This window comes from Citrobacter freundii complex sp. CFNIH9, assembly GCF_002903305.1.
Taxonomy (GTDB): Bacteria; Pseudomonadota; Gammaproteobacteria; order Enterobacterales; family Enterobacteriaceae; genus Citrobacter; species Citrobacter portucalensis.
Map to the genome: position 1 here is coordinate 1972312 of NZ_CP026238.1, position 23170 is coordinate 1995481.

Sequence of the window (23170 nt, forward strand, 5' to 3'; positions counted from 1 at the left end):
TGATAAGCGCAGCGCCACCAGGCGAGAGCGCACAAGTTGCCGGATGGCGGCGTTGCCTTATCCGGCCTACAAATTCCTGCCATATCGCGGAAATTATCCTGTGCTATGATTCAAAAAGGACAAAAAAGACAACAGTATGAATCATATGGAAAAACTCGATAGTTTTATTCAGCAGGCGGTAACCGTAATGCCGGTCAGCGGCACCTCTCTTATCGCCTCGCTTTACGGGGACTGTTTATCGCAACGCGGTGGAGAAGTCTGGCTCGGTAGCGTTGCCGCGCTGCTGGAAGGGCTTGGCTTCGGTGAGCGTTTTGTACGTACCGCGCTGTTTCGCCTTAATAAAGAAGAATGGCTGGACGTAGTACGTATCGGCCGCCGCAGTTTCTACCGCCTGAGTGATAAAGGGCTACGCTTGACGCGCCGCGCCGAGAGCAAAATCTACCGTGCCAGCGCCCCTGAGTGGGACGGTACCTGGCTGCTGCTGCTGTCGGAGGGGCTGGAGAAAAATACCCTGGCCGAAGTTAAAAAGCAGCTGTTATGGCAAGGTTTTGGCGTACTGGCGCCGAGTCTGCTGGCGTCGCCATCGCAAAAGCTGGCGGACGTACAGTCGCTGCTTCATGAAGCTGGGGTAGCGGAAAACGTCATCGTTTTTGAGGCGCATTCGCCGTTGGCACTCTCCCGCGCTGCGCTGCGTGAGCGGGTAGAAGGGTGCTGGCACTTAACCGAACAAAATGCCATGTACGAGGCGTTTATCATGCTGTTCCGTCCGTTGTTACCGCTACTGCGTGACGCCGGGCCGGACGAACTTACGCCAGAGCGCTGCTTCCAGATCCGCCTGTTGCTCATTCACTTCTATCGTCGGGTTGTGCTCAAAGATCCGCTGCTGCCGGAAGAATTGTTGCCTGCTCACTGGCTGGGTCAGACGGCGCGTCAGCTGTGCATTAATATTTATCAACGTGTTGCGCTCGGCGCCCAGGTTTTCGTCAGCGAAAAAGGCGAGAGCTCGGTGGGGGAACTGCCCGCGCCGGGTCCGCTCTATTATCAACGCTTCGGCGGATTAGCCGAGGTGTAACAGGAGAAGCCATGCCGATTTACCAGATTGACGGGATGATCCCGGTAGTTCCTGCAGAAAGCTATGTTCACCCAACCGCAGTGCTGATTGGCGATGTCATTCTCGGCAAAGGTGTTTATGTTGGTCCCAACGCCAGCCTGCGCGGAGATTTTGGGCGTATCGTGGTTAAAGATGGGGCGAATATCCAGGATAACTGCGTGATGCACGGATTTCCCGGCCAGGATACGGTGGTGGAAGAGGACGGACATATCGGCCACGGCGCGATTCTGCACGGCTGTGTGATTGGGCGTAACGCGCTGATCGGCATGAGCGCGGTGATTATCGATGGCGCGACCATCGGTGAAAACAGTATCGTTGGTGCTTCGGCGTTTGTGAAAGCGCGCGCTGAGATGCCCGCCAACCATCTGATTGTCGGCAGCCCGGCGAAAGCGATTCGCATGTTAACTGAGCAGGAACTGGTGTGGAAAAAACAGGGTACTCGCGAGTATCAGGTGCTGGTGGAGCGCTGTCAGCAGACGCTTGCAGAAGTGAAGCCGCTGACTGCGGTAGAACCCGACAGAAAGCGGCTGGAGTTTGATGAGAATTTGCAACCTAAGTCAGCGAGTTAGCGATTCTACGCAATACCCGGTGTCAGAACTGATAGCTGGCGGTAACGCTGACGTTACGCGGCTCACCATAAACGATAGAACCGTCGATATTCGTGTCGTAGGTTTTATCGAACAGGTTATTAAGGTTACCCTGCACTGAGAAGTTTTTTGTTACCTGGTAGCGGGTGAATAAATCTACCAGGGCGTAGCTTCCCTGTTCCGCGCGGAATGTGCCATAAGGCGTGACCGTATCGCTGTAAACACGATTCTGCCAGTTAACTCCACCGCCGACGGTCAGTTCCGGCATGGCTGGCAGGCGATAACGGGTAAACAGTTTGACCGTGGTCCGCGGCAGATTCGGGTTTACTGCATTGCCTTCGTTGTCTTCAGCAACATAGCGTGTCGCGCCAAACGTCATCTGCCAGTTATCAGTGATCGCACCGTTAATCTCGAATTCGACCCCTTTGCTGACCGTACCATCCATCGCTTTAAAGGCCGTGTCGCCATTGCTACCGGCGATTGGCACACCGGTTGATTGCGCTACGTTATCCTGTTCAATGCGGAACACCGCGAGCGTGGTGGTTAAACGGCTGTTCATCCAGTCGGACTTCAGGCCAAGCTCATAGTTGTTGCCGGTGATCGGAGAGAGATATTTACCGGAACTGTCGCGCTTGTTCTGCGGCTGGAAGATTGAGGTATAGCTGGCGTAGGTAGACCAGTTATCGTCAATGTCATAGACCAGACCCGCATACGGCGTGGTGTGGTTTTGCTCCATGCTGTAGGTCAGGGTGTCGATACGCCAGTTGGTGTAACGCGCGCCGACAATCAAATGTAGTGGGTCGGCCAGCGAAATACGCGTTGCGGCGTACAGCGATTTCATGTGCGTGGTATCGTCCTGAGCCAATGACTGCGGGTTCCAGTTGGTTTCCGGGAAGTTACCATCGTAGGTATAGAAGCTGCCGATTTCGTTGGGGAAAACGTTCGCCCACGAGCTTTCATAACGGTTATTCTGTTTACTGTAGCTGCCGCCCAACATCAGATTATGCTGGCGACCAAACAGATCATAACCGCCGTCGGCGAATAGATCGACAGCATCCACTTTACGTTTGCCGCTGTTCCAGCCGGTTCCTCCGACGTAGTCATATCCTGGACCATAGTTACCATATGGGCCAATCAGCGTGCCGTCGGCCTTATTAACATAGGCATCGACGTACATCATTTTACTGTCGAACTTGACCTCGGAGTGGGTGGCGTTCATGGTCGCCTGCCAGGTATCGGCAAAACGTTGTTTGATGGTGACAAACACTTTGTTGAAGTCTTTATCGTTGTAAGCCCAGTCCGGCGCAGTGCTACGCGAGCGGTCGTAGCTGTTTTTACTGCCATCGGTATTCCAGCGCGGCAATCCACCCCAGGTTGGGCTGTTGATATCAATGCGCTGATATTCATAGCCTGCAGACAGGCTGGTGGTGTCACCCAAATCGGCATCGACAATCCCGGAGAAGAACATTTTTTCGCTATTGTAGCGATCAAGCCAGGAGTCGTTATTCTGGTAACCCGCCACGATGCGGCCGCGCACGTTGCCGTCTGCTGTAAGCGGGCTTTGCAGATCGGTCACATAGCGTTGTTTGTTCCAACTGCCATATTCCGCTGAAACATTACCGGTGAACTCGCGGCTGGTGGCATGCTTACGGATCATGTTAATGGAGGCTGAAGGGTTACCCGTCCCGGTCATTAGCCCGTTTGCGCCACGGACCACTTCGACACGCTCAAAAAGGGCGGTGTCAGAAAGGGCGTCACCGAGATTCCAGCGGGATTCAAAATAGGTCGGGATCCCATCGACCATATAGTTATCAATCTGAAATCCGCGCGAGTAATAGCTGCTGCGATCTGAATCCGCCTGGCTTTTGCTTATCCCCAACGTGTTGTCCATCACATCGCCCAGCGTTTGCAATTGCTGATCTTCCATGCGTTGCTGGCTGACAATGCTGACCGATTGCGGAATATCGCGCTGTGTCATTTGCATTTTTGTGCCAGCGGTCGTTGATTTAACGCTGTAATCTTGCTCCTCACTGGATGCCGAAGGAGCAGAACCTTCCACGATCACTGTCTCTTCTGCAGGGGCTGCGAGGCTGGTGGAAGGTAAAAGGGCTAGCGTGATGCATGCTGCCAGCAAAGAAGGGGCAAGCCCCGGTTGGCGTTGAACATTCCCGTTGAGTGTTGTGAAAGACATCGAAAAGTCCTTGATAATTATTAATATTAAGTTCGAATCACCGGTAGTGTGATGAACCCTTTGGTTGTAAATTATTAAGTGCGCATGTAAATACAAATGCGAAATATACGCATTAGCACTCAATGTGTAAACAGATGCTACGGCATAAATGAAATATTGTTTCAGTACTATGCTTGAGCAATAGCGCAGGGAAATGGTTATAAGAGCAGCACTGACTGGGGTTTTCGCTTAAAAAATCGAGGGTTAAAGTTGAAAGAGCGTTAGTAACTCGCTCATACTCTATACTCGCAGAGTTACCCGGCGTAGCATGACAAAACGCTTGGGCTGATAATGAAAAAGGAAAACGTCGTGGCAGAAGAAACTATATTCAGCAAAATTATTCGTCGTGAGATTCCGTCGGATATCGTATACCAGGACGAACTGGTCACTGCGTTTCGTGATATTTCCCCTCAGGCACCAACGCATATCCTGATCATTCCTAACATTCTGATCCCAACTGTCAATGATGTGACGGCGGAACATGAACAGGCATTGGGCCGCATGATCACCGTTGCGGCGAAAATTGCTGAGCAGGAAGGCATTGCTGCAGATGGGTACCGCTTAATCATGAACACCAACCGCCACGGGGGGCAGGAGGTGTATCACATTCATATGCACCTGCTGGGTGGACGTGCGCTTGGCCCAATGCTTGCGCATAAAGGTCTGTAAGCATGACCAGAGGATGCATTGCGCTTTCACTGGGCTTGTTGTTGCTGGCGGGTTGTCGAACACATCCTGAAATCCCGGTAAGTGATGAACAGTCGCTGGTGATGGAATCAACAATTCTGGCGGCGGGTATTACAGCAGAGCAGCCCACGTTAACAACGTCTGATATTCAGGCTTCGGCATCCTCTCGACTCTATAACGAAAGACAAGAACCCGTTACCGTTCATTATCGGTTTTACTGGTATGACGCCAGAGGGCTGGAAATGCACCCTCTGGAAGCGCCACGCAGTGTGACTATTCCGGCTCATTCGTCGGTGACGCTGTACGGCAGCGCCAATTTTCTGGGGGCGCACAAGGTTAGACTTTATCTTTATTTGTAAGGGGTGAATCTTGATGAACAAAATGAATCGCTACGCACTGATTGCCGCGCTGGCGATGTTTCTCTCTGGCTGTGTGGCGCAACGTGAGCCCGCGCCGGTAGAGGAAGTGAAGCCGGTACCGGAACAGCCTGCGCAGCCGCAACAGCCGGTGCCGGTTGTGCCAACGGTGCCAAGCATACCGCAGCAGCCGGGCCCAATTGAGCACGAGGACCAAACGGCGCAGCCTACGCCACGTCAACGTCACTATGACTGGAACGGGGCTATGCAGCCGATGGTCGGCAAAATGCTGCAGGCAGACGGCGTCAAAGCGGGCGGCGTTCTGCTGGTTGATAGCGTGAATAACCGCACCAACGGCTCGTTGAACGCGGGTGAAGCCACCGAAACCTTACGTAACGCGCTGGCGAATAACGGTAAGTTTACGCTGATTTCTGCCCAACAGCTGGCTGTCGCCAAACAGCAGTTAGGTCTGTCGCCGAATGACAGTCTGGGAACGCGCAGTAAAGCGATTGGTATCGCCCGTAACGTTGGCGCGCAGTATGTGCTTTATTCCAGCGCATCCGGCAACGTCAATTCGCCTGCGCTGCAAATGCAATTAATGCTGGTACAAACTGGCGAGATAATCTGGTCAGGTAAAGGTGCCGTTCAGCAACAATAACAGACTCACGCGCGGCGAAGTGTTGTCGCGTTATTTCCCGCAGTATCATCCCGTCGCAACCAGCCAAACCGGCCTGAGCGGCGGGAGCTGCATCATTGAACACCGTTCCCACCGGCTGGTACTGCGCTGCCATCACGACCCTGACGCGCCGGAATCTCATTTCTTACGCCAATATCATGCGCTAAAACACCTGCCAGAAAGCCTTGCGCCACGTCCTCACTTTTATACGCGTGGGTGGATGGCAGTCGAGTTTTTTCACGGTAAGGTAGAATCCAGATTACCGGACGCCGACGAACTCGCAGGCTTACTGTATCATCTGCACCAGCAACCCCGATTGGGCTGGCGAATCAACCTGCTTCCGCTACTTGAACAGTACTGGCAGTGTGGCGATCCGGCGCGTCGTACACCATGCTGGCTGCGCGCGCTGAAGCGGCTAAGGAAACGAGGTGAGCCTCGACCTTTGCGCCTGGGGCCGCTGCATATGGATGTTCACGGTGACAACATCGTACATACGGCATCAGGACTGCGGCTGATTGACTGGGAATACGCCGGAGACGGTGATATTGCCCTGGAGCTGGCGGCAGTATGGGTTAGCGATGAATCCCAGCACCAACAGTTGGTTAGCACCTACGCCCAACGAGCGCACATTGAGCCAGACGTTTTGTGGCGACAGGTCAGACAATGGCAACCCTGGATAATGATGCTGAAGGCGGGGTGGTTTGAGTATCGCTGGCGGCAAACCGGCGATCGACAATTTATCAGGCTGGCCGATGAAACCTGGCGGCAGCTAACAATGAAAGGATAAGGAGAGCAGTGTGGGCCCAGTAATGTTGGATGTCGAAGGGTATGAGCTGGACGCTGAAGAGCGTGAGATTCTGGCACATCCGCTGGTAGGTGGGTTGATCCTCTTTACCCGAAATTATCATGACCCGGAACAGCTGCGTGAATTAGTGCGTCAGATCCGGGCTGCGTCACGTAACCATCTGGTGGTGGCGGTAGATCAGGAAGGCGGACGCGTACAGCGTTTTCGTGAGGGCTTTACCCGCCTGCCTGCGGCTCAATCCTTTGCTGCGTTGCATGGTCTGGAAGAGGGCGGCAAACTGGCTCAGGACGCCGGGTGGTTGATGGCCAGCGAAATGATCGCGATGGACATTGATATCAGCTTTGCACCCGTGCTGGATGTGGGCCATATCAGCGCGGCAATCGGCGAGCGTTCTTACCATGCCGATCCGCTAAAAGCGCTGGCGATGGCGACCCGCTTCATTGACGGGATGCATGCTGCTGGCATGAAAACGACCGGTAAACATTTCCCAGGACATGGGGCGGTGACGGCGGATTCACACAAAGAAACCCCAACCGATCCACGCCCAGAAGCCGAGATTCGTGCGAAAGATATGTCCGTGTTCCAGACGTTGATTACGGAAAACAAACTGGATGCCATTATGCCTGCGCATGTCATCTACAGTGATGTCGATCCGCGTCCGGCGAGTGGTTCACCTCACTGGTTGAAAACGGTGCTACGCCAGGAGCTTGGCTTCGATGGTGTCATTTTCTCCGACGATTTGTCGATGGAAGGGGCGGCGATTATGGGAAGCTATGCGGAGCGTGGACAGGCGTCGCTGGATGCAGGTTGCGATATGATCCTGGTCTGCAATAATCGTAAGGGAGCGGTCAGTGTGTTAGATAATCTGTCGCCGATCAATGCAGAACGTGTTACACGTTTGTATCATAAAGGTTCATTTTCACGTCAGGAACTGATGGACTCGGCACGCTGGAAGACGGTAAGCGCTCAGCTTAACCAGCTTCATGAGCGCTGGCAGGAAGAGAAAGCAGGTCATTAACGCAAGTTTGGCGAGGATGCGATGATTATCTATTTACACGGTTTTGACTCTAACAGCCCGGGCAACCATGAGAAGGTGTTGCAGCTGCAATTCATCGACCCGGATGTCAGGCTGATTAGCTACAGTACGCGGCATCCTAAACATGATATGCAGCATCTGCTGAAAGAAGTGGACAAAATGCTGCAGCTGAATGTGGATGACCGTCCGCTGATTTGTGGTGTGGGGCTCGGGGGATATTGGGCTGAACGGATTGGTTTCCTGTGTGATATTCGTCAGGTAGTGTTTAATCCCAACCTGTTCCCGTATGAGAACATGGAAGGCAAAATCGACAGACCTGAGGAGTATGCAGACATCGCAACAAAATGCGTGACCAATTTCCGTGAGAAGAATCGCGATCGCTGCCTGGTGATCCTGTCACGTCATGATGAAGCGCTTAACAGTCAGCGTTCGTCGGAAGAGCTGCATCATTTTTACGAGATAGTCTGGGACGAAGAGCAGACGCATAAGTTTAAGAATATCTCTCCGCATTTGCAGCGCATTAAAGCGTTCAAGACGTTAGGTTAATCCTTATTGAGTGTGTAAAAAACCAGCCATCGGGCTGGTTTTTTTGTTCTTAAAGTTCCGGTTGTCTATCTTTTCAGCATCAAAACTTGATACATATCAATTTTGGTATGACCAATGCACCGTTCGTGTTATTCTCACTCTCGAAGAACATTTTCATTGCCGTAACTTGTTGTTAATTAAAGGCTATGCTCATAACTTTTAATTAACAATTGGTTAATAAATTTGAGGGGGTCACGTTGACTACACCATTGAAAAGGATCGTGATTGTCGGCGGCGGTGCTGGCGGACTGGAAATGGCGACGCAGCTGGGTAAAAAACTCGGGCGTAAGAAAAAGGCCAAAATCACACTGGTAGACAGAAACCACAGTCACTTGTGGAAACCGTTACTGCATGAAGTGGCGACGGGTTCACTGGACGAAGGTGTGGATGCGCTGAGTTATTTGGCTCATGCCCGTAACCATGGCTTCCAGTTCCAGTTAGGCTCGGTGGTGGATATCGATCGTGAAGCGAAGACCATTACTCTCGCTGAGCTGCGCGATGAGAAGGGTGAGCTACTGGTTCCTGAGCGTAAAGTGCCGTATGACACGCTGGTGATGGCGTTGGGCAGTACGTCTAACGATTTCAACACCCCTGGCGTGAAAGAAAACTGCATTTTCCTCGATAACCCGCATCAGGCGCGTCGTTTCCACCAGGAGATGCTGAATCTGTTCCTGAAGTATTCCGCGAATCTGGGCGCTAACGGAAAAGTGAATATCGCCATTGTGGGCGGCGGTGCGACGGGTGTTGAACTCTCCGCTGAGCTGCACAATGCGGTAAAACAACTGCACAGCTATGGTTACAAAGGGCTGACCAATGACGCGCTGAACGTTACGCTGGTCGAAGCCGGTGAGCGTATTCTGCCTGCGTTGCCGCCGCGTATTTCCGGTGCTGCGCATAATGAGTTAACCAAACTGGGCGTACGCGTACTGACCCAGACGATGGTAACCAGCGCTGATGAAGGCGGACTGCACACCAAAGATGGCGAATACATTAAAGCCGATCTGATGGTATGGGCGGCGGGTATCAAAGCGCCAGACTTTATGAAAGACATTGGCGGTCTGGAAACGAACCGTATTAACCAACTGGTGGTTGAGCCAACTCTGCAGACCACGCGCGATCCTGACGTGTACGCGATTGGCGACTGCGCTTCCTGCGCTCGCCCGGAAGGCGGTTTTGTGCCTCCGCGCGCTCAGGCAGCACACCAGATGGCGACCTGCGCGATGAACAATATTCTGGCACAGATGAACGGTAAGCCGCTGAAAGCGTATCAGTACAAAGATCACGGCTCTCTGGTCTCGCTCTCTAACTTCTCTACCGTGGGTAGCCTGATGGGCAACCTGACCCGTGGTTCGATGATGGTGGAAGGACGTATTGCGCGCTTTGTGTACATCTCACTGTACCGCATGCACCAGATTGCTTTGCACGGCTACTTCAAAACCGGGCTGATGATGCTGGTCGGCAGTATCAACCGGGTGATTCGCCCGCGTCTGAAACTGCATTAATATCGACCTGTGGCGTCGGATGATTTTACGCATCCGACGCCTTCCTTCAGAGTTGTCTGAATCATTCCGCTTTCGCTCCACCTCCCGCTATTTTCATCCGTAATCTGATTGGCATTCCTTACCTTCTGTTGCAAAGTTGTTGCTAATAGCAAAAAAGGAGGTAGTCCCGTGAATAAATCAATGTTGGCGGGTATAGGGATTGGCGTAGCTGCTGCGCTGGGTGTTGCAGCGGTGGCCAGTCTGAACGTTTTCGAGCGTGGCCCACAGTATGCGCAAGTTGTCTCTGCAACACCGATTAAAGAGTCGGTAAAAACACCGCGTCAGGAGTGCCGGAACGTAACGGTCACCCACCGCAAGCCGGTACAAGATGAAAACCGTATCGCGGGTTCCGTACTGGGCGCGGTTGCGGGTGGTGTTATTGGGCATCAGTTTGGCGGTGGACGTGGTAAAGATATTGCTACCGTGGCCGGTGCTTTAGGCGGCGGCTATGCAGGTAACCAGATTCAGGGTTCGATGCAGGAAAACGATACTTACACCACCACGCAGCAGCGTTGTAAAACGGTGTATGACAAATCTGAAAAGATGCTGGGCTACGACGTGACGTACAAAATTGGCGATCAGCAGGGGAAAATCCGTATGGATAAGGACCCCGGCGCGCAAATTCCGTTGGATAACAACGGACAGTTGGTACTGAATAACAAAGCGTAAAATAGCATTATCCTGAACATTAGCCCCCCATTCGCTCAGGCTGGGGGGCTTTTTTTATCAGAAGGTTAAGGCGTAGTTCAGAGCAAAAGTACGACCCCGGCCCTTGTATTCATACAGTGACGGGCTGCCGTAGGTTGGGCTATACAGTAGTGGCGCACGTTGTCCCCACAGTGTGGTGTACTCTTCATTCAGCAGGTTTTCCACGCTGAAGGTCAGCTTACCCAACGGGAGCTGATAGCTGCCGATAAAGTCCATCGTGTTATAGCCATCCAGCTTGTTACCGCTGGCGTCGGTCAGATCAAATGTTTGCTGGCTCTGTACGCGCAAGGTCCACGGTTCTGGTGCCCAGCCGACCCACGCGGTTGCTTTGGACGGTGAGGCCAGCGTGACATCCCATTTTTGCCATTTACCGTTCTGTTTCACTTCCGATTTAATGACGTTGAAGTTGCCACCCAGGCTCCAGTCCGTGTCCGCAATGAAATAATCCACCGCACCTTCAACGCCATAAATGCGGCGATCGTCGGGCTGAACGTTAATGGTCATATCGCTACGGTTGATAACGATCGATTTATCTGAAGTCGAGTAGTAAGCGGCCAGTTGCGTGCGCAGACTATCGCCGGTGTAGCGCCACCCCAGTTCGTACGAGTTAACTTTAATCCCTTCCAGACGTGAATCCGCCACGTTGACGCTGCGCTGGAGCTGGTAATGATCGCCAACCAGCGAATAGGTACCGTTACCGTAATATTTCCCTGGGTCCGGAAGCTCCACGCCCTGAGAAAAGTTAAACCACGTTTGCTGACGGTCGGTCAGGTGGGCAAGGATACCGGCGTTGAACAGGAAATTATCGTAATCGGTTTTGCCGCCCGGAATAGTATCGGCAGAGTTCGCAAGCCCGGTCGCGATTCCCTGCTGTTGAGCATAGCCAACGAAATCATCAACCCTGTTTTCGGTCCACTGATAGCGCACGCCGCCGCTGAGGGTAAAGATATCGTTAATGTCATAGCTGTTTTGCAGGAAAGGCGCGAAGTTGGTGATGCTGTAACCGGGGTAACGTCCGGTGGTATAAGCGGTACGGTTGTCCATGCCGCCGGAGGGCAGGGACCAGGCCAGATCGAAGAATTTCTGATTGGAGTCGAAGGTTTCGTGATCGGCATCGACACCCCACGTCAGCTCCCAGTTATCCATCAACTGGCTGTTGAGGGTAATTTTGGCACCAAACTGGTCTGTGTCCTGCTGTGATGCGGAGAAACTGGTGACTTTGCCTTTGCTGAGCGTAGGGAAGGGGTAGAATTTCAGCGATTCGTCACGGTAATAGATTTGGCTGACCAGGTTCTGGCCAAAAAAATCCGCATCTGAATATTGCAGGCTAATAAGATGACGTTCGGTGCCGGGAATACGATCGGAATTCAGTCCGCTGCTGGTATATGCTTTGCCGTTTCCGGTCACGGCGGACATGTTCTCGCCGAGATCCAGCCCGTAATCGTCATCCCCCTGACTTTTATAGTACTGCGTAACCAGTTGCAACTGACGGTTGTCGTCAAGTTCAATCGTCCCTGTGCCCATGACGTCCAGGCGATCGGAGTGCTGTAGCCCGGTTTGGGTGTTATCGAGCAGCAGGGCATCGTGATTACCGTCATACCAGCCGCCAAATCGTTGATACGCGACGGACATACGCCCGGAAGCGCGATCGGTTCCGCCACTCACCGCCGCGGCAACGCGTTCATCATGATCGTTGCTATTGTTGAAGCCGCTTTTGCTCCCCAGTTCGAGTTCTACTTCACGCTCCGGCTGACCTTTTTTGGTGACAATGTTGATTAATCCGCCGGTACTGCCACCGCCATAAAGAGAGGTTGCGCCTGAAATGACTTCAATATGCGCAATGTTAAATGGGTCAATGGAGTCAAGCTGACGGCTGTCGGTTCGCGAGGAGTTCAGACGGACGCCGTCAATTAGCACGACAATGGCGCGACCGCGCATGTTCATGCCGTAGTTTGTGCGTCCCTGGCTACTAACATCGATTCCTGGGATTAGCTGAGCAAGAACATCCTTGAACTCTTTTCCTCCCTGAACCTGTTGTTCAATCTCGCTTCCTTCAATAACCCAGGTCGTTTGCGCCATTTCTGCCACGGTGCGCTGGCTACGGTTGGCGCTGACGATGAGGTTCTCTTCCTCAGCCGCAACAGCGGGTAGAGTTAAAGATAACAGAAGAGGATTGAGCACCCAGAGACGCTTATGCATTTGTATTCCTTTTAAAAAAAGTCGGTCTGTTTTTGTTATAGCGGTAGAGAAACCGATGGTTACATTGTGAAACAGGCATTAAAACAAATGCGAATATTGCTGATAATAATTGTCGTTATCAATACTTTTTACAAAAAATGATCGGGTAACACGATGAAAACAATGAGAAATGTAGGGACAATAGAACGGGAATCTAACCGGGGGCTTTATCAGCTCCCGGTGGTGTGAGTACAGGGGGGAATTGCGGGAAAGGCTTAAGCTTTGACGAGTTCGGGCCACAGTCGCAGGGTTGTGTGTGCGATCTGCATCAGTTTTTCAAACGTTGCGCCTTCACGGGCGCTGATCGACATACCTTGTAAAATACAGTTCAGGTATTCGGCCAGTTTTTGCACGTCGCAATGGGCCGGAATTTCGCCTCGTTGCTGGCGCTGGTGAAGGAACTGGGTAAGCGTCTGTTCCTGCATTGCATGGCGGGATTTCACCGTGTGTGCAATATCGCGGGAAGAGGCTGCCAGCGTCGCAGAAGTATTAATCATGAAACATCCCGCCGGGGTGTCCTTGCTGGTAAAGCAGGTCGCTATAGCGGTGAAATAGTCTTCCAGTGCGGACTCAAGGCTTTTTTCTTCACAAAACAGCTGGGCTTCGTGTTTCGCCGCAAAGCGGGTGATGTAGCGGTCCAGTACGGCACGGAACAACCCTTCTTTATTGGTGAACTCCGCATACAGCGTGGGCGCTTTTGCGCCGGTGGCTTCCACGAGATCGGCGAGCGAGGTCGCTTCATATCCGTGCTGCCAGAAGAGTGTCATGGCCTTATCAAGCGCGGCTTCCCTGTCGAACACTTTTGGTCGGCCACGGCTTTTTTTTGCACAACCTGTCGTTTCAGTTGTCATGGCGCCGATGTACCTTTGTTGGGTTTATTGAATAACCATTATAAAAATATTCGACTGCACACTCCAGCGGATTCACGATAAAAATAATTTATAGCTATTAGTATGAAAAATAAGACCTTTATATTTTATATAACGATCATTATAAAAAAATGTTGACGTGTGACCTGGATCACATCTATGATTTACCTATCGATCGTTAAGTTAATCTTTTCGACACCCATTCATCTGCTAAAGGTCACTATCATGAAAAACGTAAAAACACTGTTTGTCGCTGCTGTTCTTAGCTCACTGTCATTTGCAAGCTTTGCCGCTGTTGAAGTTCAATCCACTCCTGCGGGCCAAGAGAAAGTCGGTACTATTTCTGCGAATGCGGGGACTAACTTAGGTTCTTTGGAAGATCAACTGGCGCAGAAAGCCGATGAGATGGGTGCGAAGTCTTTCCGTATTACTTCCGTTACCGGTCCTAACACTCTTCACGGAACTGCTGTTATCTACAAATAAGATTTAACCCATCGCAATGCCACTGCGAGTTAAATAAAAAACCCCCGCGGAATAAAATCCAGCGGGGGTTTTTTTATACACTACGTTTACAGCGGTTGTTGAGCAACGTCATGATGACGGGTCACATCGACCGGCATGCCTGAGCGAATCTCCATCGCATGATCCATGACGGCGGTATCTGTTTGCGCCGCATTTTTAAATGTCTGCATGGACGCGTTCAGCACGATCGGCAGCAGTTGCGGGTCGTCATTGATTTTTTCGGACAGCGGTTGGTGTACTTCCACCAGGCGCACGCCGTTAGGCTCAACGGATGCTTTGATCGGCGTATTGATAATATTGACCTTAGTTCCGGGCGTTACCTGACGGAACAGGGTTTCGATATCACCGTCGCGCAGACGAATACAGCCGGAACTGACGCGCATTCCGATGCCAAAATCAGCATTTGTACCGTGCAACAGGTACACGCCGCCGTATGCCGCTAAGCGAATCGCATGATGGCCCATCGGGTTATCCGGACCGGCAGGCACAACGGCAGGCAGGTCAATCCCGTTTGCTTTGTATCGCGCGCGGATATTTGCCGTCGGCGTCCAGGTGGGGTTGGCGCGTTTATCAGAGATGGTGGTTACCATCGTAGGCGTCAGCGTGTCACCACCTAACTGGCCAATACCAATAGGATACACGGTCACCGAATTGGTCCCCGGCTGGTAATAATAAAGACGCAGTTCGGCGAGGTTGATAACAATACCTTCGCGCGGGGCATCAGGTAGCAGAGTTTGTAACGGGATCGTCAAAACGCTGCCCGGACGTGGTACGTAAGGGTCAACGCCAGGGTTGGCCTGCAGCAGCGCGAGAAAGCCGACATTGTACTTTTTCGCAATCGCTTCCAGAGAACCGCCATTGTCTTCAACAACGTGAACGGCATTCTGACCCACCAGACGGCTTCCCGGTGGCGGCAGCGGCCAGGTGTTTGCCTGAGCCGGAAGTGCTAATGCGAATGTCGCTGCAAGCGTAAAAAACGCGAGCCAGCGAGAGAGTCGTTTATTGTTTAACATCACCATAAATCCATTGTTTTTACGTGGTTTTTATTATGTAAAAGTAAACGAGAATTATGGCTGTTTGCTGTGTCGGGAAGTGCAGGGAAGTGCAAAGAGTTTGTAAATTCATCAGGCCGGGTGAGTGGTGTGCTCACCCGGCCTGTTCACTATGCTTATGCTACGGCGTTATCTTCAAGCTGACGCATAAACTGGCGGACCCATTCGATCCGCGTTTTACGCTCGCTCAACTCCTGCATGAATTTCAGCCGGGTTGGACCGTCCAGACGGAAGTGCTGCGGCTGCTTTTGCAGTAAACCAATCAGCCAGACCGGGTTGACGTGGTTTTTCTCGGCAAATTCAATGGTACCGCCTTTTTCATTGCCTTCGAGCTTTCTGATCCCCAGTTTCTGCGCCTGCTGGCGTAAACGGGCGATATCCAGCAGCGTACGAGCCGGGTCGGGCAGCAAGCCAAAACGGTCTATCAGCTCAACCTTAATTTCTTCCAGTTCGTTTTCGCCTTTCGCACTGGCAATGCGCTTGTAGAACGACAGTCGGGTGTTTACATCCGGGATATAGTCATCCGGCAGCAGAGACGGCATGCGCAGCTCAACTTCGGTTTGCTGGCTGGTGAGATCTTCCAGTGACGGCTCACGCCCTTCTTTGAGCGCATCGACCGCGTTTTCCAGCAGTTCCATATACAGTGAGAAGCCGATGCTTTCCATGGAACCACTCTGATCTTCACCCAGTAACTCCCCGGCGCCGCGAATTTCGAGGTCGTGGGTCGCCAGCGCAAAACCTGCGCCCAAATCTTCCAGCGAGGCGATGGCTTCCAGACGTTTTTGCGCGTCGGTGGTCATTGCTTTCGGATGCGGCGTCAGCAGCCAGGCGTAAGCCTGGTGGTGAGAACGTCCCACACGACCGCGCAGCTGGTGTAATTGCGCTAAACCGAAGTGATCCGCTCGTTCGATGATGATGGTGTTAGCGGTGGGGATGTCGATCCCGGTTTCGATAATGGTGGTACACACCAGCACGTTAAAACGCTGATGGTGGAAATCATTCATCACGCGTTCCAGTTCGCGCTCGCGCATTTGTCCGTGACCGATACCAATACGCGCTTCCGGCACCAGTTCAGCTAATCTGTCAGCGGTTTTCTGGATGTTTTCGACGTCGTTAAACAGATAATAAACTTGTCCCCCGCGCAGAACTTCACGCAGGATCGCCTCGCGTACCACCAGGTTGTCGTATTCGCGCACGAAGGTTTTGACCGCCAGACGACGAGCGGGCGGCGTGGCGATAATCGACAGATCGCGCATGCCACTCATTGCCATATTGAGCGTACGTGGAATTGGCGTTGCCGTCAGGGTCAGAATATCGACATCTGCGCGCATCGCCTTGATGCGTTCTTTGTGGCGAACGCCGAAACGGTGCTCTTCATCGACAATCAGCAGACCCAGATCTTTTAACTTCACATCCGCTTGCAGCAGTTTGTGCGTGCCGATGAGAATATCAATTTTTCCCTCGGCAACTTGCTCCAGAATCTGCGCTTGCTCTTTGGCGCTACGGAAACGGGACAACATCTCAATGCGTACCGGCCAGTTGGCAAAGCGGTCGCGGAAGTTGTCGAAGTGCTGCTGTGCGAGCAGGGTGGTCGGCACCAGCACGGCAACCTGCTTGTGGTTCTCTACGGCGAGAAAGGCCGCGCGCATCGCGACTTCGGTTTTACCAAAGCCGACGTCGCCGCAGACCAGGCGGTCCATGGCCAGCGGTTGACACATATCGCTGAGTACCGCGTTAATCGCCTGCGCCTGGTCAGGCGTGGTTTCAAACGGGAAGCTGTCGCAAAACAGCTGATACTGTTCACGGTCATGCTTAAAGGCAAAGCCTTCTTTCGCCGCGCGCTGGGCATAAATATCCAGCAGCTCTGCCGCAACATCGCGCACCTTCTCAGCGGCTTTCTGTCGGGCACGTGACCAGGCATCGCCGCCAAGTTTATGCAGCGGCGCATTCTCTTCTGCGCCACCTGCATAGCGGCTGATGAGATGCAGTGACGACACCGGCACGTACAGTTTGGCGTCGTTGGCATAGGTGAGCATCAGATATTCACCGGTTATGCCGCCCGCTTCCAGCGTGGTCATACCGGCATAACGACCCACGCCATGCTCCAGATGCACCACCGGCTGACCGGGATGCAGCTCTGCGAGGTTACGAATTAAGGTATCCGGGTTGATGGTGCGACGAGAATCCTGGCGGCGGCGCGCCACGCGTTCCCCAAGCAGATCGCTTTCACAAATCAGCGCCAGATTGCGTTTGCTATCGATGAAGCCGTGCTCAGCTGCGCCAATCATCAGATAACGACCGTTATCTACGGCTTCATCGAGTCGCAATATCCGCTTCGGCGCCACTTTGATACGGGCGAGCAGTTCGCCAAGTGCTTCACGGCGGCCTTCACTTTCCACCGAGAAAATCACCGGACCGGTGAAGCCTTCAAGGAATTTACGTAACGCATCTAACGGCGCTTTTTGCTGTGCCTGAACGGCGATATCCGGCAGCTTCTGGAACCCGAGGTTAGTATTCGCTGCTTTGTTCGCCAGACTCTCGGTTTTCAGTTGAACGCGCGGCCAGCGTTTAAGTTCAGAAAACAGCTCATCAACCCGCAGCCACAGCGATTCCGGCGGCAGAAGCGGGCGCATCGGATCAACACCGCGATTTTCAAAGCGCGACAGGGTATCGGCCTGGAAGCGTTCTGCGCTGGTCTCGATATCACCGGTATTCACCAATAACGTATTGGCGGGGAAGTAGCTGAACAGCGGCGGCAGCGGCTCGCTGAAAAACAGCGGTTGCCAGTATTCAATACCCGCAGGTAACGTGCCTTTGCTGACCTGCTGGTAAATATGTTCGGCGTCGCGTTTCACCTCAAAGGTATCGCGCCACTGGCTACGGAATAGTTCGATGGCCGTTTTGTCAGTCGGGAATTCGTGTGCGGGAAGCAAATTAATGGCATCGACTTCTTCCAGCGTGCGCTGGGTGTCGGTATCAAACAGACGCAGGCTGTCGATTTCGTCATCAAAGAAATCCAGACGATAAGGCAACTCGCTGCCCATCGGGAACAAATCCAACAACGCGCCGCGCGTGGCATATTCGCCGTGTTCCATGACCTGATCAACATGGCGATAGCCCGCACTGTCCAGCTGTTCACGCAGAGCATCACGTGAAAGTCGTTGGCCCTTTTTCATGACCAGCGCATGACCGTGCAGATAGCTGTGCGGACAAACGCGCTGCATCAGTGTATTTACCGGAACGATCAGCACGCCGCGCTGCATGGCAGGCAGCTGATACAGCGTGGAGAGCCGCGAGGAGATAATCTCCTGATGGGGAGAAAAGCTGTCGTAGGGTAGCGTTTCCCAGTCGGCCAGGTTCATCACCATCTGGTCAGTAAACTGACGAATTTCATCATGCAAACGCAGCGCATTTTGCATGTCCGGCGCGATCAGGACCACTGGACCCGCGTGATGTTCGGCGATTTCGGCGACCAGCGTTGCGCAGGCGGCACCGGTAAGCTCACCTAACTGGCGCTGATCGCCAGCTTTCGCCGGGAGCGTGTAACGATGTTGTTCAGGCATTCGGTTGTCAGGATCTCGTTTAGATATACATCTGATAAGCAATGTTCTTTATTATCCGTGATCGTTTCTCATAAGCAAATTGATTCGCCCCCTGATGGGGGCAAAAAGCGCGTAGGGGTTAGCGCGAGACAGCCGATAAAGAAGGCGGGGAAAAGAGCAGGTCGGCCACTGTTTTTTGTGAAATTTTACGTACCAACAGGCCAAACAAGGTGCACAGTAGCAGGCAGGCGAACGGATACACCAGCAGCAGGGCCAGCTCCGCATATGCAGGCCAGGCGGTATGATTGATTTTGGGGATTAGCGTTAAGCTGAACAGCTCAACCAGAATACGGTGGGTGGTGTAGATGGCGATGGTATTGGCACCAATCACGCTTAACGGGCCGGACTCACGCATACCAAAGCGCAACTCAAATTGATAAAACAGCTTCATGATCAGCACAATGGAAAGCAGAGAAAGTAATAGTGAGACATTTGCCAGCCACGCGACGACGGCGGCGATTGCGCTAACCAGAACAATGACTGCATGGCGGCGCAGGGGCACCTCCTTGATCCACACCATCAGCGTTGCGCCAAACCATGCACCGAGGCTGTACCAGGGCAGATTGCGAATCACGCTGTTCATTCCCCACCACGGCGTCGGGACAAAATTGATCGCCACGCTCAGCACCACAAATAACGCCAACAGCGGCACTGCCCAGCGGCTGAAAATCTTACACAGAACAAAATAGACAATCAGCGCGTACAGATACCACAAGCTGGTGCTGGCGGTCAGCATTCCGTGGGTAAAACCCGCGATCGAATCGGCATACGCGGCGTTGGCGGCATGACTCAGATCGCGCTGTGGGGCCAGCCAGTTATTGAGCGCGACTAACGCCAGCCATTGCACCACTCCCCAAAGCACCAGCACCCAGGCAATGTTCCAGATCCGCTTATCCACGCAGGTGGTCCACGGGACGCTATCAATGTAGCGACGGATCAGATACCCCGAAATAAAGAAAAAGACCGGCATGCGAAACGGCGCCAGGTACAAATTGAGGTAAATCCAGCATTTGCTCAGCAGCTCTGAAAGCGGATGCTGAAAAGTAGTGAGGTGCGGGTAAAACGTGATTACCGAGTGGTAAATCACCACCAGACAAATACATAACCCTTTGATTTGATTTGATTAATCCATAGTTCTTTTTTCTTCATCGAGACGGCGTATCCATATTGTTGGCTATAGCCTGCCATCCTGCGCAACCCGCTGTGCGCTGTAATGCGTAACTGTCTGCATTTTGTTTTTTTAAGATAAAGATCAGGGACCCGGGCTGAAGGGTAGAGGGACAACTTTAGCGAATTGATTTATTTATACTTTTAGGAATAGTGCTGACGAACACTTACGGTTCAGTCATTTACCCATTCCGCTTTCGCTTATATACTCGTGACTTTGCTAACAGCAACCAGACGGATTTCATGTACCAACCTGTCGCTCTATTCATCGGCCTGCGTTATATGCGTGGGCGTGCAGCAGATCGCTTCGGTCGCTTCGTTTCCTGGCTCTCCACCATAGGCATTACTCTCGGGGTAATGGCGCTGGTCACGGTGTTGTCGGTGATGAACGGTTTCGAGCGCGAGCTGCAAAACAATATTCTTGGCCTGATGCCTCAGGCCGTACTCTCGTCTGAACAGGGTTCCCTCAACCCGCAACAACTGCCGGAAAAAGCGGTGGTGTTGAACGGCGTCAACCGCGTTGCACCCATAACTACGGGAGATGTGGTGCTGCAAAGTGCGCGTAGCGTGGCGGTCGGCGTGATGCTCGGTATCGATCCGGCGCAAAAAGATCCGTTAACGCCGTATCTGGTCAATGTGAAGCAAACAGATCTGCAACCGGGTAAGTATAATGTCATCCTCGGCGAGCAGCTTGCCGGGCAGTTGGGCGTGAACCGTGGCGATCAAATCCGTGTGATGGTGCCCTCGGCCAGCCAGTTTACGCCGATGGGGCGTTTGCCGAGCCAGCGTTTGTTTACGGTGATTGGCACTTTCGCCGCCAACAGCGAAGTCGATGGCTACCAGATGCTGACCAACATTCAGGATGCCTCGCGTCTGATGCGTTATCCGGTGGGTAATATCACTGGCTGGCGTCTGTGGCTGAACGAACCGTTAAAAGTTGACACGCTGAGCCAGCAAACGCTGCCGCAGGGCACCAAATGGCAGGACTGGCGCGAGCGCAAAGGGGAACTGTTCCAGGCCGTGCGCATGGAAAAGAACATGATGGGGCTGCTGCTTAGCCTGATCGTGGCGGTGGCGGCTTTTAATATTATTACCTCGCTGGGTCTGATGGTAATGGAGAAGCAAGGGGAAGTGGCGATTTTACAAACGCAGGGGCTAACGCCGCGGCAGATAATGATGGTGTTTATGGTTCAGGGGGCCAGTGCCGGGGTGATTGGCGCGCTGCTGGGCGCTGTACTGGGTGCCTTGCTCGCCAGCCAACTGAACAATCTGATGCCAATTATTGGTGTGCTGCTGGATGGCGCTGCGCTGCCGGTCGCTATCGAGCCGCTGCAGGTTATCGTCATTGCGCTGGTGGCGATGGCCATCGCGCTGCTGTCTACGCTTTATCCTTCCTGGCGCGCTGCCGCCACTCAACCCGCTGAGGCTTTACGTTATGAATAAGATCCTGTTGCAATGCGACAACCTGTGCAAACGCTATCAGGAAGGCACTGTGCAGACCGATGTACTGCACGATGTCAGTTTTTGCGTCGGCGAAGGTGAGATGATGGCGATTGTCGGCAGCTCAGGCTCCGGCAAGAGTACGTTGCTGCATCTGTTAGGTGGGTTGGATACCCCGACTTCCGGCGACGTCATTTTTAGCGGTCAGCCAATGAGCAAGCTCTCGTCGGCGGCGAAAGCGGAACTGCGCAATCAGAAGCTGGGCTTTATTTACCAGTTCCACCATTTGCTGCCGGATTTTACCGCGCTGGAAAACGTAGCGATGCCGCTGCTGATCGGCAAGAAAAAACCGGCTGAAATCACCGAGCGCGCACGGGATATGCTGAAAGCGGTAGGGCTGGATCATCGTGCCAGTCATCGCCCGTCTGAACTGTCTGGCGGCGAACGCCAGCGGGTGGCCATCGCGCGTGCGCTGGTGAATAACCCGCGTCTGGTCCTGGCGGATGAGCCAACGGGTAACCTGGATGCGCGTAACGCGGACAGCATTTTCGAGCTTCTGGGTGAGCTGAACCGCTCTCAGGGCACGGCATTTCTGGTGGTGACGCACGATCTGCAACTGGCGAAGCGGATGAGTCGCCAGCTTGAAATGCGCGATGGTCGCCTGACGGCTGAACTGAGCCTGATGGGAGCTGAGTAATGGCTTCGCCTTTATCGTTATTGATTGGTCTGCGCTTTAGCCGTGGTCGGCGGCGCGGCGGTATGGTTTCGTTAATTTCGGTGATATCTACCGTTGGCATCGCGTTGGGTGTGGCGGTGTTGATCGTCGGTTTAAGTGCCATGAACGGATTTGAGCGTGAGCTGAACAACCGTATTCTGGCCGTAGTCCCACACGGAGAGATTGAAGCCGTAAATCAGCCGTGGAATAACTGGCAGGAAGCGCTCGACAAGGTACAAAAAGTGCCGGGTATTGTCGCCGCGGCGCCTTATATCAACTTTACCGGACTGGTGGAGAGCGGGGCGAACTTACGCGCGGTGCAGGTGAAGGGCGTAGACCCGAAACAGGAACAGCGTTTAAGCGCGTTGCCATCCTTTGTGCAAAACCACGCCTGGGATAATTTTAAAGCCGGTGAACAACAAATCATCATTGGTAAGGGTATTGCCGATGCGCTGAAGGTGAAGCAGGGTGACTGGGTGTCGATTATGATCCCTAACGCCAGTGCGGATCATAAGCTACAGCAGCCTAAACGCGTGCGTTTGCACGTGACGGGGATCCTGCAACTGAGCGGTCAGCTCGATCACAGCTTTGCCATGATCCCAATGGAAGATGCCCAGCAATATCTGGATATGGGAACCAGCGTTTCCGGGATCGCGCTGAAGGTTAACGACGTGTTTAACGCCAATAAGCTGGTGCGAGACGCGGGTGAAGTCACCAATAACTATGTTTACATCAAGAGCTGGATTGGCACCTACGGCTATATGTACCGCGATATTCAGATGATCCGCGCCATTATGTATCTGGCTATGGTGCTGGTGATTGGCGTGGCCTGTTTTAATATCGTTTCCACGTTAGTGATGGCGGTAAAAGACAAAAGCGGCGATATTGCGGTATTAAGAACACTCGGGGCGAAAGATGGGTTGATCCGTGCCATTTTTGTCTGGTACGGCCTGCTGGCGGGTCTGTTCGGTAGCCTGATAGGCGTCGTCATCGGGGTGGTTGTCTCGTTGCAACTGACGCCGATCATAAACGGGATTGAGGCGCTTATCGGCCATCAGTTCCTGTCCGGCGATATCTATTTCATTGACTTCCTGCCATCGGAATTACACTGGCTGGATGTGATTTACGTGCTGGTGACAGCACTCGTGCTGAGTCTTTTGGCAAGTTGGTATCCGGCGCGTCGCGCCAGCAATATTGATCCTGCGAGAGTACTTAGCGGCCAATAACAACAATAATACACGAC

General features: G+C 53.0%; 19 protein-coding genes and 1 pseudogene. 14 read left to right on the plus strand and 6 right to left on the minus strand.

Features of this window, described 5'->3' with window-relative positions:
- Nucleotides 1–145: 145 nt before the first annotated feature.
- On the plus strand, nucleotides 146–1072 hold the full coding sequence (paaX, locus tag C2U43_RS09920; RefSeq protein WP_199771091.1) for a phenylacetic acid degradation operon negative regulatory protein PaaX: 927 nt from the start codon (nucleotides 146–148) through the stop codon (nucleotides 1070–1072).
- Nucleotides 1073–1083: 11 nt separating this feature from the next.
- Nucleotides 1084–1680: a phenylacetic acid degradation protein PaaY gene (gene paaY / locus C2U43_RS09925; protein ID WP_103285046.1), complete on the plus strand. Its 597-nt coding sequence runs from the start codon at nucleotides 1084–1086 to the stop codon at nucleotides 1678–1680.
- 22 nt (nucleotides 1681–1702) lie between these two features.
- Here paaY and fhuE read toward each other — a convergent pair whose 3' ends face one another.
- Nucleotides 1703–3889, minus strand: coding sequence for a ferric-rhodotorulic acid/ferric-coprogen receptor FhuE (gene fhuE, locus C2U43_RS09930; protein WP_079934867.1), 2187 nt, complete (start codon nucleotides 3887–3889; stop codon nucleotides 1703–1705).
- A gap of 348 nt (nucleotides 3890–4237) precedes the next feature.
- Between fhuE and hinT the strand changes: the two genes are divergently transcribed.
- The 8 genes from hinT to C2U43_RS09970 all read left to right on the plus strand — a co-directional run bounded on the left by hinT (nucleotide 4238) and on the right by C2U43_RS09970 (nucleotide 10283).
- On the plus strand, nucleotides 4238–4597 hold the full coding sequence (hinT, locus tag C2U43_RS09935) for a purine nucleoside phosphoramidase (protein ID WP_003030826.1): 360 nt from the start codon (nucleotides 4238–4240) through the stop codon (nucleotides 4595–4597).
- Between the two features lie 2 nt (nucleotides 4598–4599).
- On the plus strand, nucleotides 4600–4974 hold the full coding sequence (locus C2U43_RS09940; protein ID WP_008784425.1) for a YcfL family protein: 375 nt from the start codon (nucleotides 4600–4602) through the stop codon (nucleotides 4972–4974).
- Nucleotides 4975–4987: 13 nt separating this feature from the next.
- The gene (gene lpoB / locus C2U43_RS09945) at nucleotides 4988–5629 is read left to right on the plus strand and encodes a penicillin-binding protein activator LpoB (RefSeq protein ID WP_008784426.1); all 642 of its coding nucleotides are present in this window, start codon (nucleotides 4988–4990) and stop codon (nucleotides 5627–5629) included.
- The gene (thiK, locus tag C2U43_RS09950) at nucleotides 5610–6434 is read left to right on the plus strand and encodes a thiamine kinase (RefSeq protein WP_103285047.1); all 825 of its coding nucleotides are present in this window, start codon (nucleotides 5610–5612) and stop codon (nucleotides 6432–6434) included. Before lpoB ends, thiK begins: the two co-directional genes overlap by 20 nt.
- A gap of 10 nt (nucleotides 6435–6444) precedes the next feature.
- Nucleotides 6445–7470, plus strand: a complete 1026-nt coding sequence (nagZ, locus tag C2U43_RS09955) for a beta-N-acetylhexosaminidase (RefSeq protein ID WP_032943019.1) — start codon at nucleotides 6445–6447, stop codon at nucleotides 7468–7470.
- A gap of 21 nt (nucleotides 7471–7491) precedes the next feature.
- Nucleotides 7492–8034, plus strand: coding sequence for an alpha/beta hydrolase YcfP (ycfP, locus tag C2U43_RS09960; protein ID WP_003030817.1), 543 nt, complete (start codon nucleotides 7492–7494; stop codon nucleotides 8032–8034).
- A 236-nt stretch (nucleotides 8035–8270) separates the two neighbouring features.
- Complete coding sequence (gene ndh / locus C2U43_RS09965) at nucleotides 8271–9575, plus strand: NADH-quinone dehydrogenase (protein ID WP_103285048.1); 1305 nt, start codon at nucleotides 8271–8273, stop codon at nucleotides 9573–9575.
- Between the two features lie 168 nt (nucleotides 9576–9743).
- A complete protein-coding gene (locus C2U43_RS09970; protein WP_003030814.1) occupies nucleotides 9744–10283 on the plus strand; it encodes a glycine zipper 2TM domain-containing protein in 540 nt (179 codons plus the stop codon).
- Nucleotides 10284–10340: 57 nt separating this feature from the next.
- Here the strand turns inward: C2U43_RS09970 and C2U43_RS09975 are convergent, their stop codons facing one another.
- Both C2U43_RS09975 and comR read right to left on the minus strand, forming a co-directional pair.
- Nucleotides 10341–12521, minus strand: a complete 2181-nt coding sequence (locus C2U43_RS09975) for a TonB-dependent siderophore receptor (protein ID WP_103285049.1) — start codon at nucleotides 12519–12521, stop codon at nucleotides 10341–10343.
- 254 nt (nucleotides 12522–12775) lie between these two features.
- Nucleotides 12776–13411 (minus strand): TetR family copper-responsive transcriptional repressor ComR, encoded by a 636-nt coding sequence (gene comR / locus C2U43_RS09980; protein WP_008784432.1) that lies wholly within the window; start codon nucleotides 13409–13411, stop codon nucleotides 12776–12778.
- Nucleotides 13412–13654: 243 nt separating this feature from the next.
- Here comR and bhsA point away from each other — a divergent pair, with 243 nt between their 5' ends.
- Nucleotides 13655–13912, plus strand: coding sequence for a multiple stress resistance protein BhsA (gene bhsA / locus C2U43_RS09985; RefSeq protein ID WP_003030810.1), 258 nt, complete (start codon nucleotides 13655–13657; stop codon nucleotides 13910–13912).
- 86 nt (nucleotides 13913–13998) lie between these two features.
- Here bhsA and ldtC read toward each other — a convergent pair whose 3' ends face one another.
- From ldtC to C2U43_RS10000, 3 genes and pseudogenes are all read right to left on the minus strand, one after another.
- Nucleotides 13999–14964, minus strand: a complete 966-nt coding sequence (gene ldtC / locus C2U43_RS09990; RefSeq protein ID WP_032944376.1) for a L,D-transpeptidase LdtC — start codon at nucleotides 14962–14964, stop codon at nucleotides 13999–14001.
- A gap of 155 nt (nucleotides 14965–15119) precedes the next feature.
- The gene (gene mfd, locus C2U43_RS09995) at nucleotides 15120–18566 is read right to left on the minus strand and encodes a transcription-repair coupling factor (RefSeq protein ID WP_103285050.1); all 3447 of its coding nucleotides are present in this window, start codon (nucleotides 18564–18566) and stop codon (nucleotides 15120–15122) included.
- A 118-nt stretch (nucleotides 18567–18684) separates the two neighbouring features.
- Nucleotides 18685–19754: pseudogene (locus tag C2U43_RS10000) on the minus strand (acyltransferase family protein).
- Between the two features lie 261 nt (nucleotides 19755–20015).
- Between C2U43_RS10000 and lolC the strand changes: the two are divergent.
- Genes lolC through lolE form a run of 3 tightly spaced genes read left to right on the plus strand, consistent with a single transcriptional unit; the run spans nucleotide 20016 to nucleotide 23153 of the window.
- A complete protein-coding gene (lolC, locus tag C2U43_RS10010) occupies nucleotides 20016–21215 on the plus strand; it encodes a lipoprotein-releasing ABC transporter permease subunit LolC (RefSeq protein ID WP_032934420.1) in 1200 nt (399 codons plus the stop codon).
- A complete protein-coding gene (gene lolD, locus C2U43_RS10015; protein WP_003832278.1) occupies nucleotides 21208–21909 on the plus strand; it encodes a lipoprotein-releasing ABC transporter ATP-binding protein LolD in 702 nt (233 codons plus the stop codon). The genes lolC and lolD overlap by 8 nt, the downstream gene beginning before the upstream one ends.
- Entirely contained in the window at nucleotides 21909–23153 is a 1245-nt protein-coding gene (lolE, locus tag C2U43_RS10020; RefSeq protein WP_003030804.1) for a lipoprotein-releasing ABC transporter permease subunit LolE, read from the plus strand. The genes lolD and lolE overlap by 1 nt, the downstream gene beginning before the upstream one ends.
- Nucleotides 23154–23170 lie beyond the last annotated feature (17 nt).

Coding starts and splice junctions, on each gene's coding strand:
- lolE (WP_003030804.1), top strand. CDS start 21,909: ATGGCTTCGCCTTTATCGTTATTGATTGGTCTGCGCTTTAGCCGTGGT.
- mfd (WP_103285050.1), bottom strand. CDS start 18,566: ATGCCTGAACAACATCGTTACACGCTCCCGGCGAAAGCTGGCGATCAG.
- fhuE (WP_079934867.1), bottom strand. CDS start 3,889: ATGTCTTTCACAACACTCAACGGGAATGTTCAACGCCAACCGGGGCTT.
- C2U43_RS09940 (WP_008784425.1), top strand. CDS start 4,600: ATGACCAGAGGATGCATTGCGCTTTCACTGGGCTTGTTGTTGCTGGCG.
- paaX (WP_199771091.1), top strand. CDS start 146: ATGGAAAAACTCGATAGTTTTATTCAGCAGGCGGTAACCGTAATGCCG.
- ycfP (WP_003030817.1), top strand. CDS start 7,492: ATGATTATCTATTTACACGGTTTTGACTCTAACAGCCCGGGCAACCAT.
- paaY (WP_103285046.1), top strand. CDS start 1,084: ATGCCGATTTACCAGATTGACGGGATGATCCCGGTAGTTCCTGCAGAA.
- bhsA (WP_003030810.1), top strand. CDS start 13,655: ATGAAAAACGTAAAAACACTGTTTGTCGCTGCTGTTCTTAGCTCACTG.
- lolC (WP_032934420.1), top strand. CDS start 20,016: ATGTACCAACCTGTCGCTCTATTCATCGGCCTGCGTTATATGCGTGGG.
- lolD (WP_003832278.1), top strand. CDS start 21,208: ATGAATAAGATCCTGTTGCAATGCGACAACCTGTGCAAACGCTATCAG.
- comR (WP_008784432.1), bottom strand. CDS start 13,411: ATGACAACTGAAACGACAGGTTGTGCAAAAAAAAGCCGTGGCCGACCA.
- ldtC (WP_032944376.1), bottom strand. CDS start 14,964: ATGTTAAACAATAAACGACTCTCTCGCTGGCTCGCGTTTTTTACGCTT.
- lpoB (WP_008784426.1), top strand. CDS start 4,988: ATGAACAAAATGAATCGCTACGCACTGATTGCCGCGCTGGCGATGTTT.
- C2U43_RS09975 (WP_103285049.1), bottom strand. CDS start 12,521: ATGCATAAGCGTCTCTGGGTGCTCAATCCTCTTCTGTTATCTTTAACT.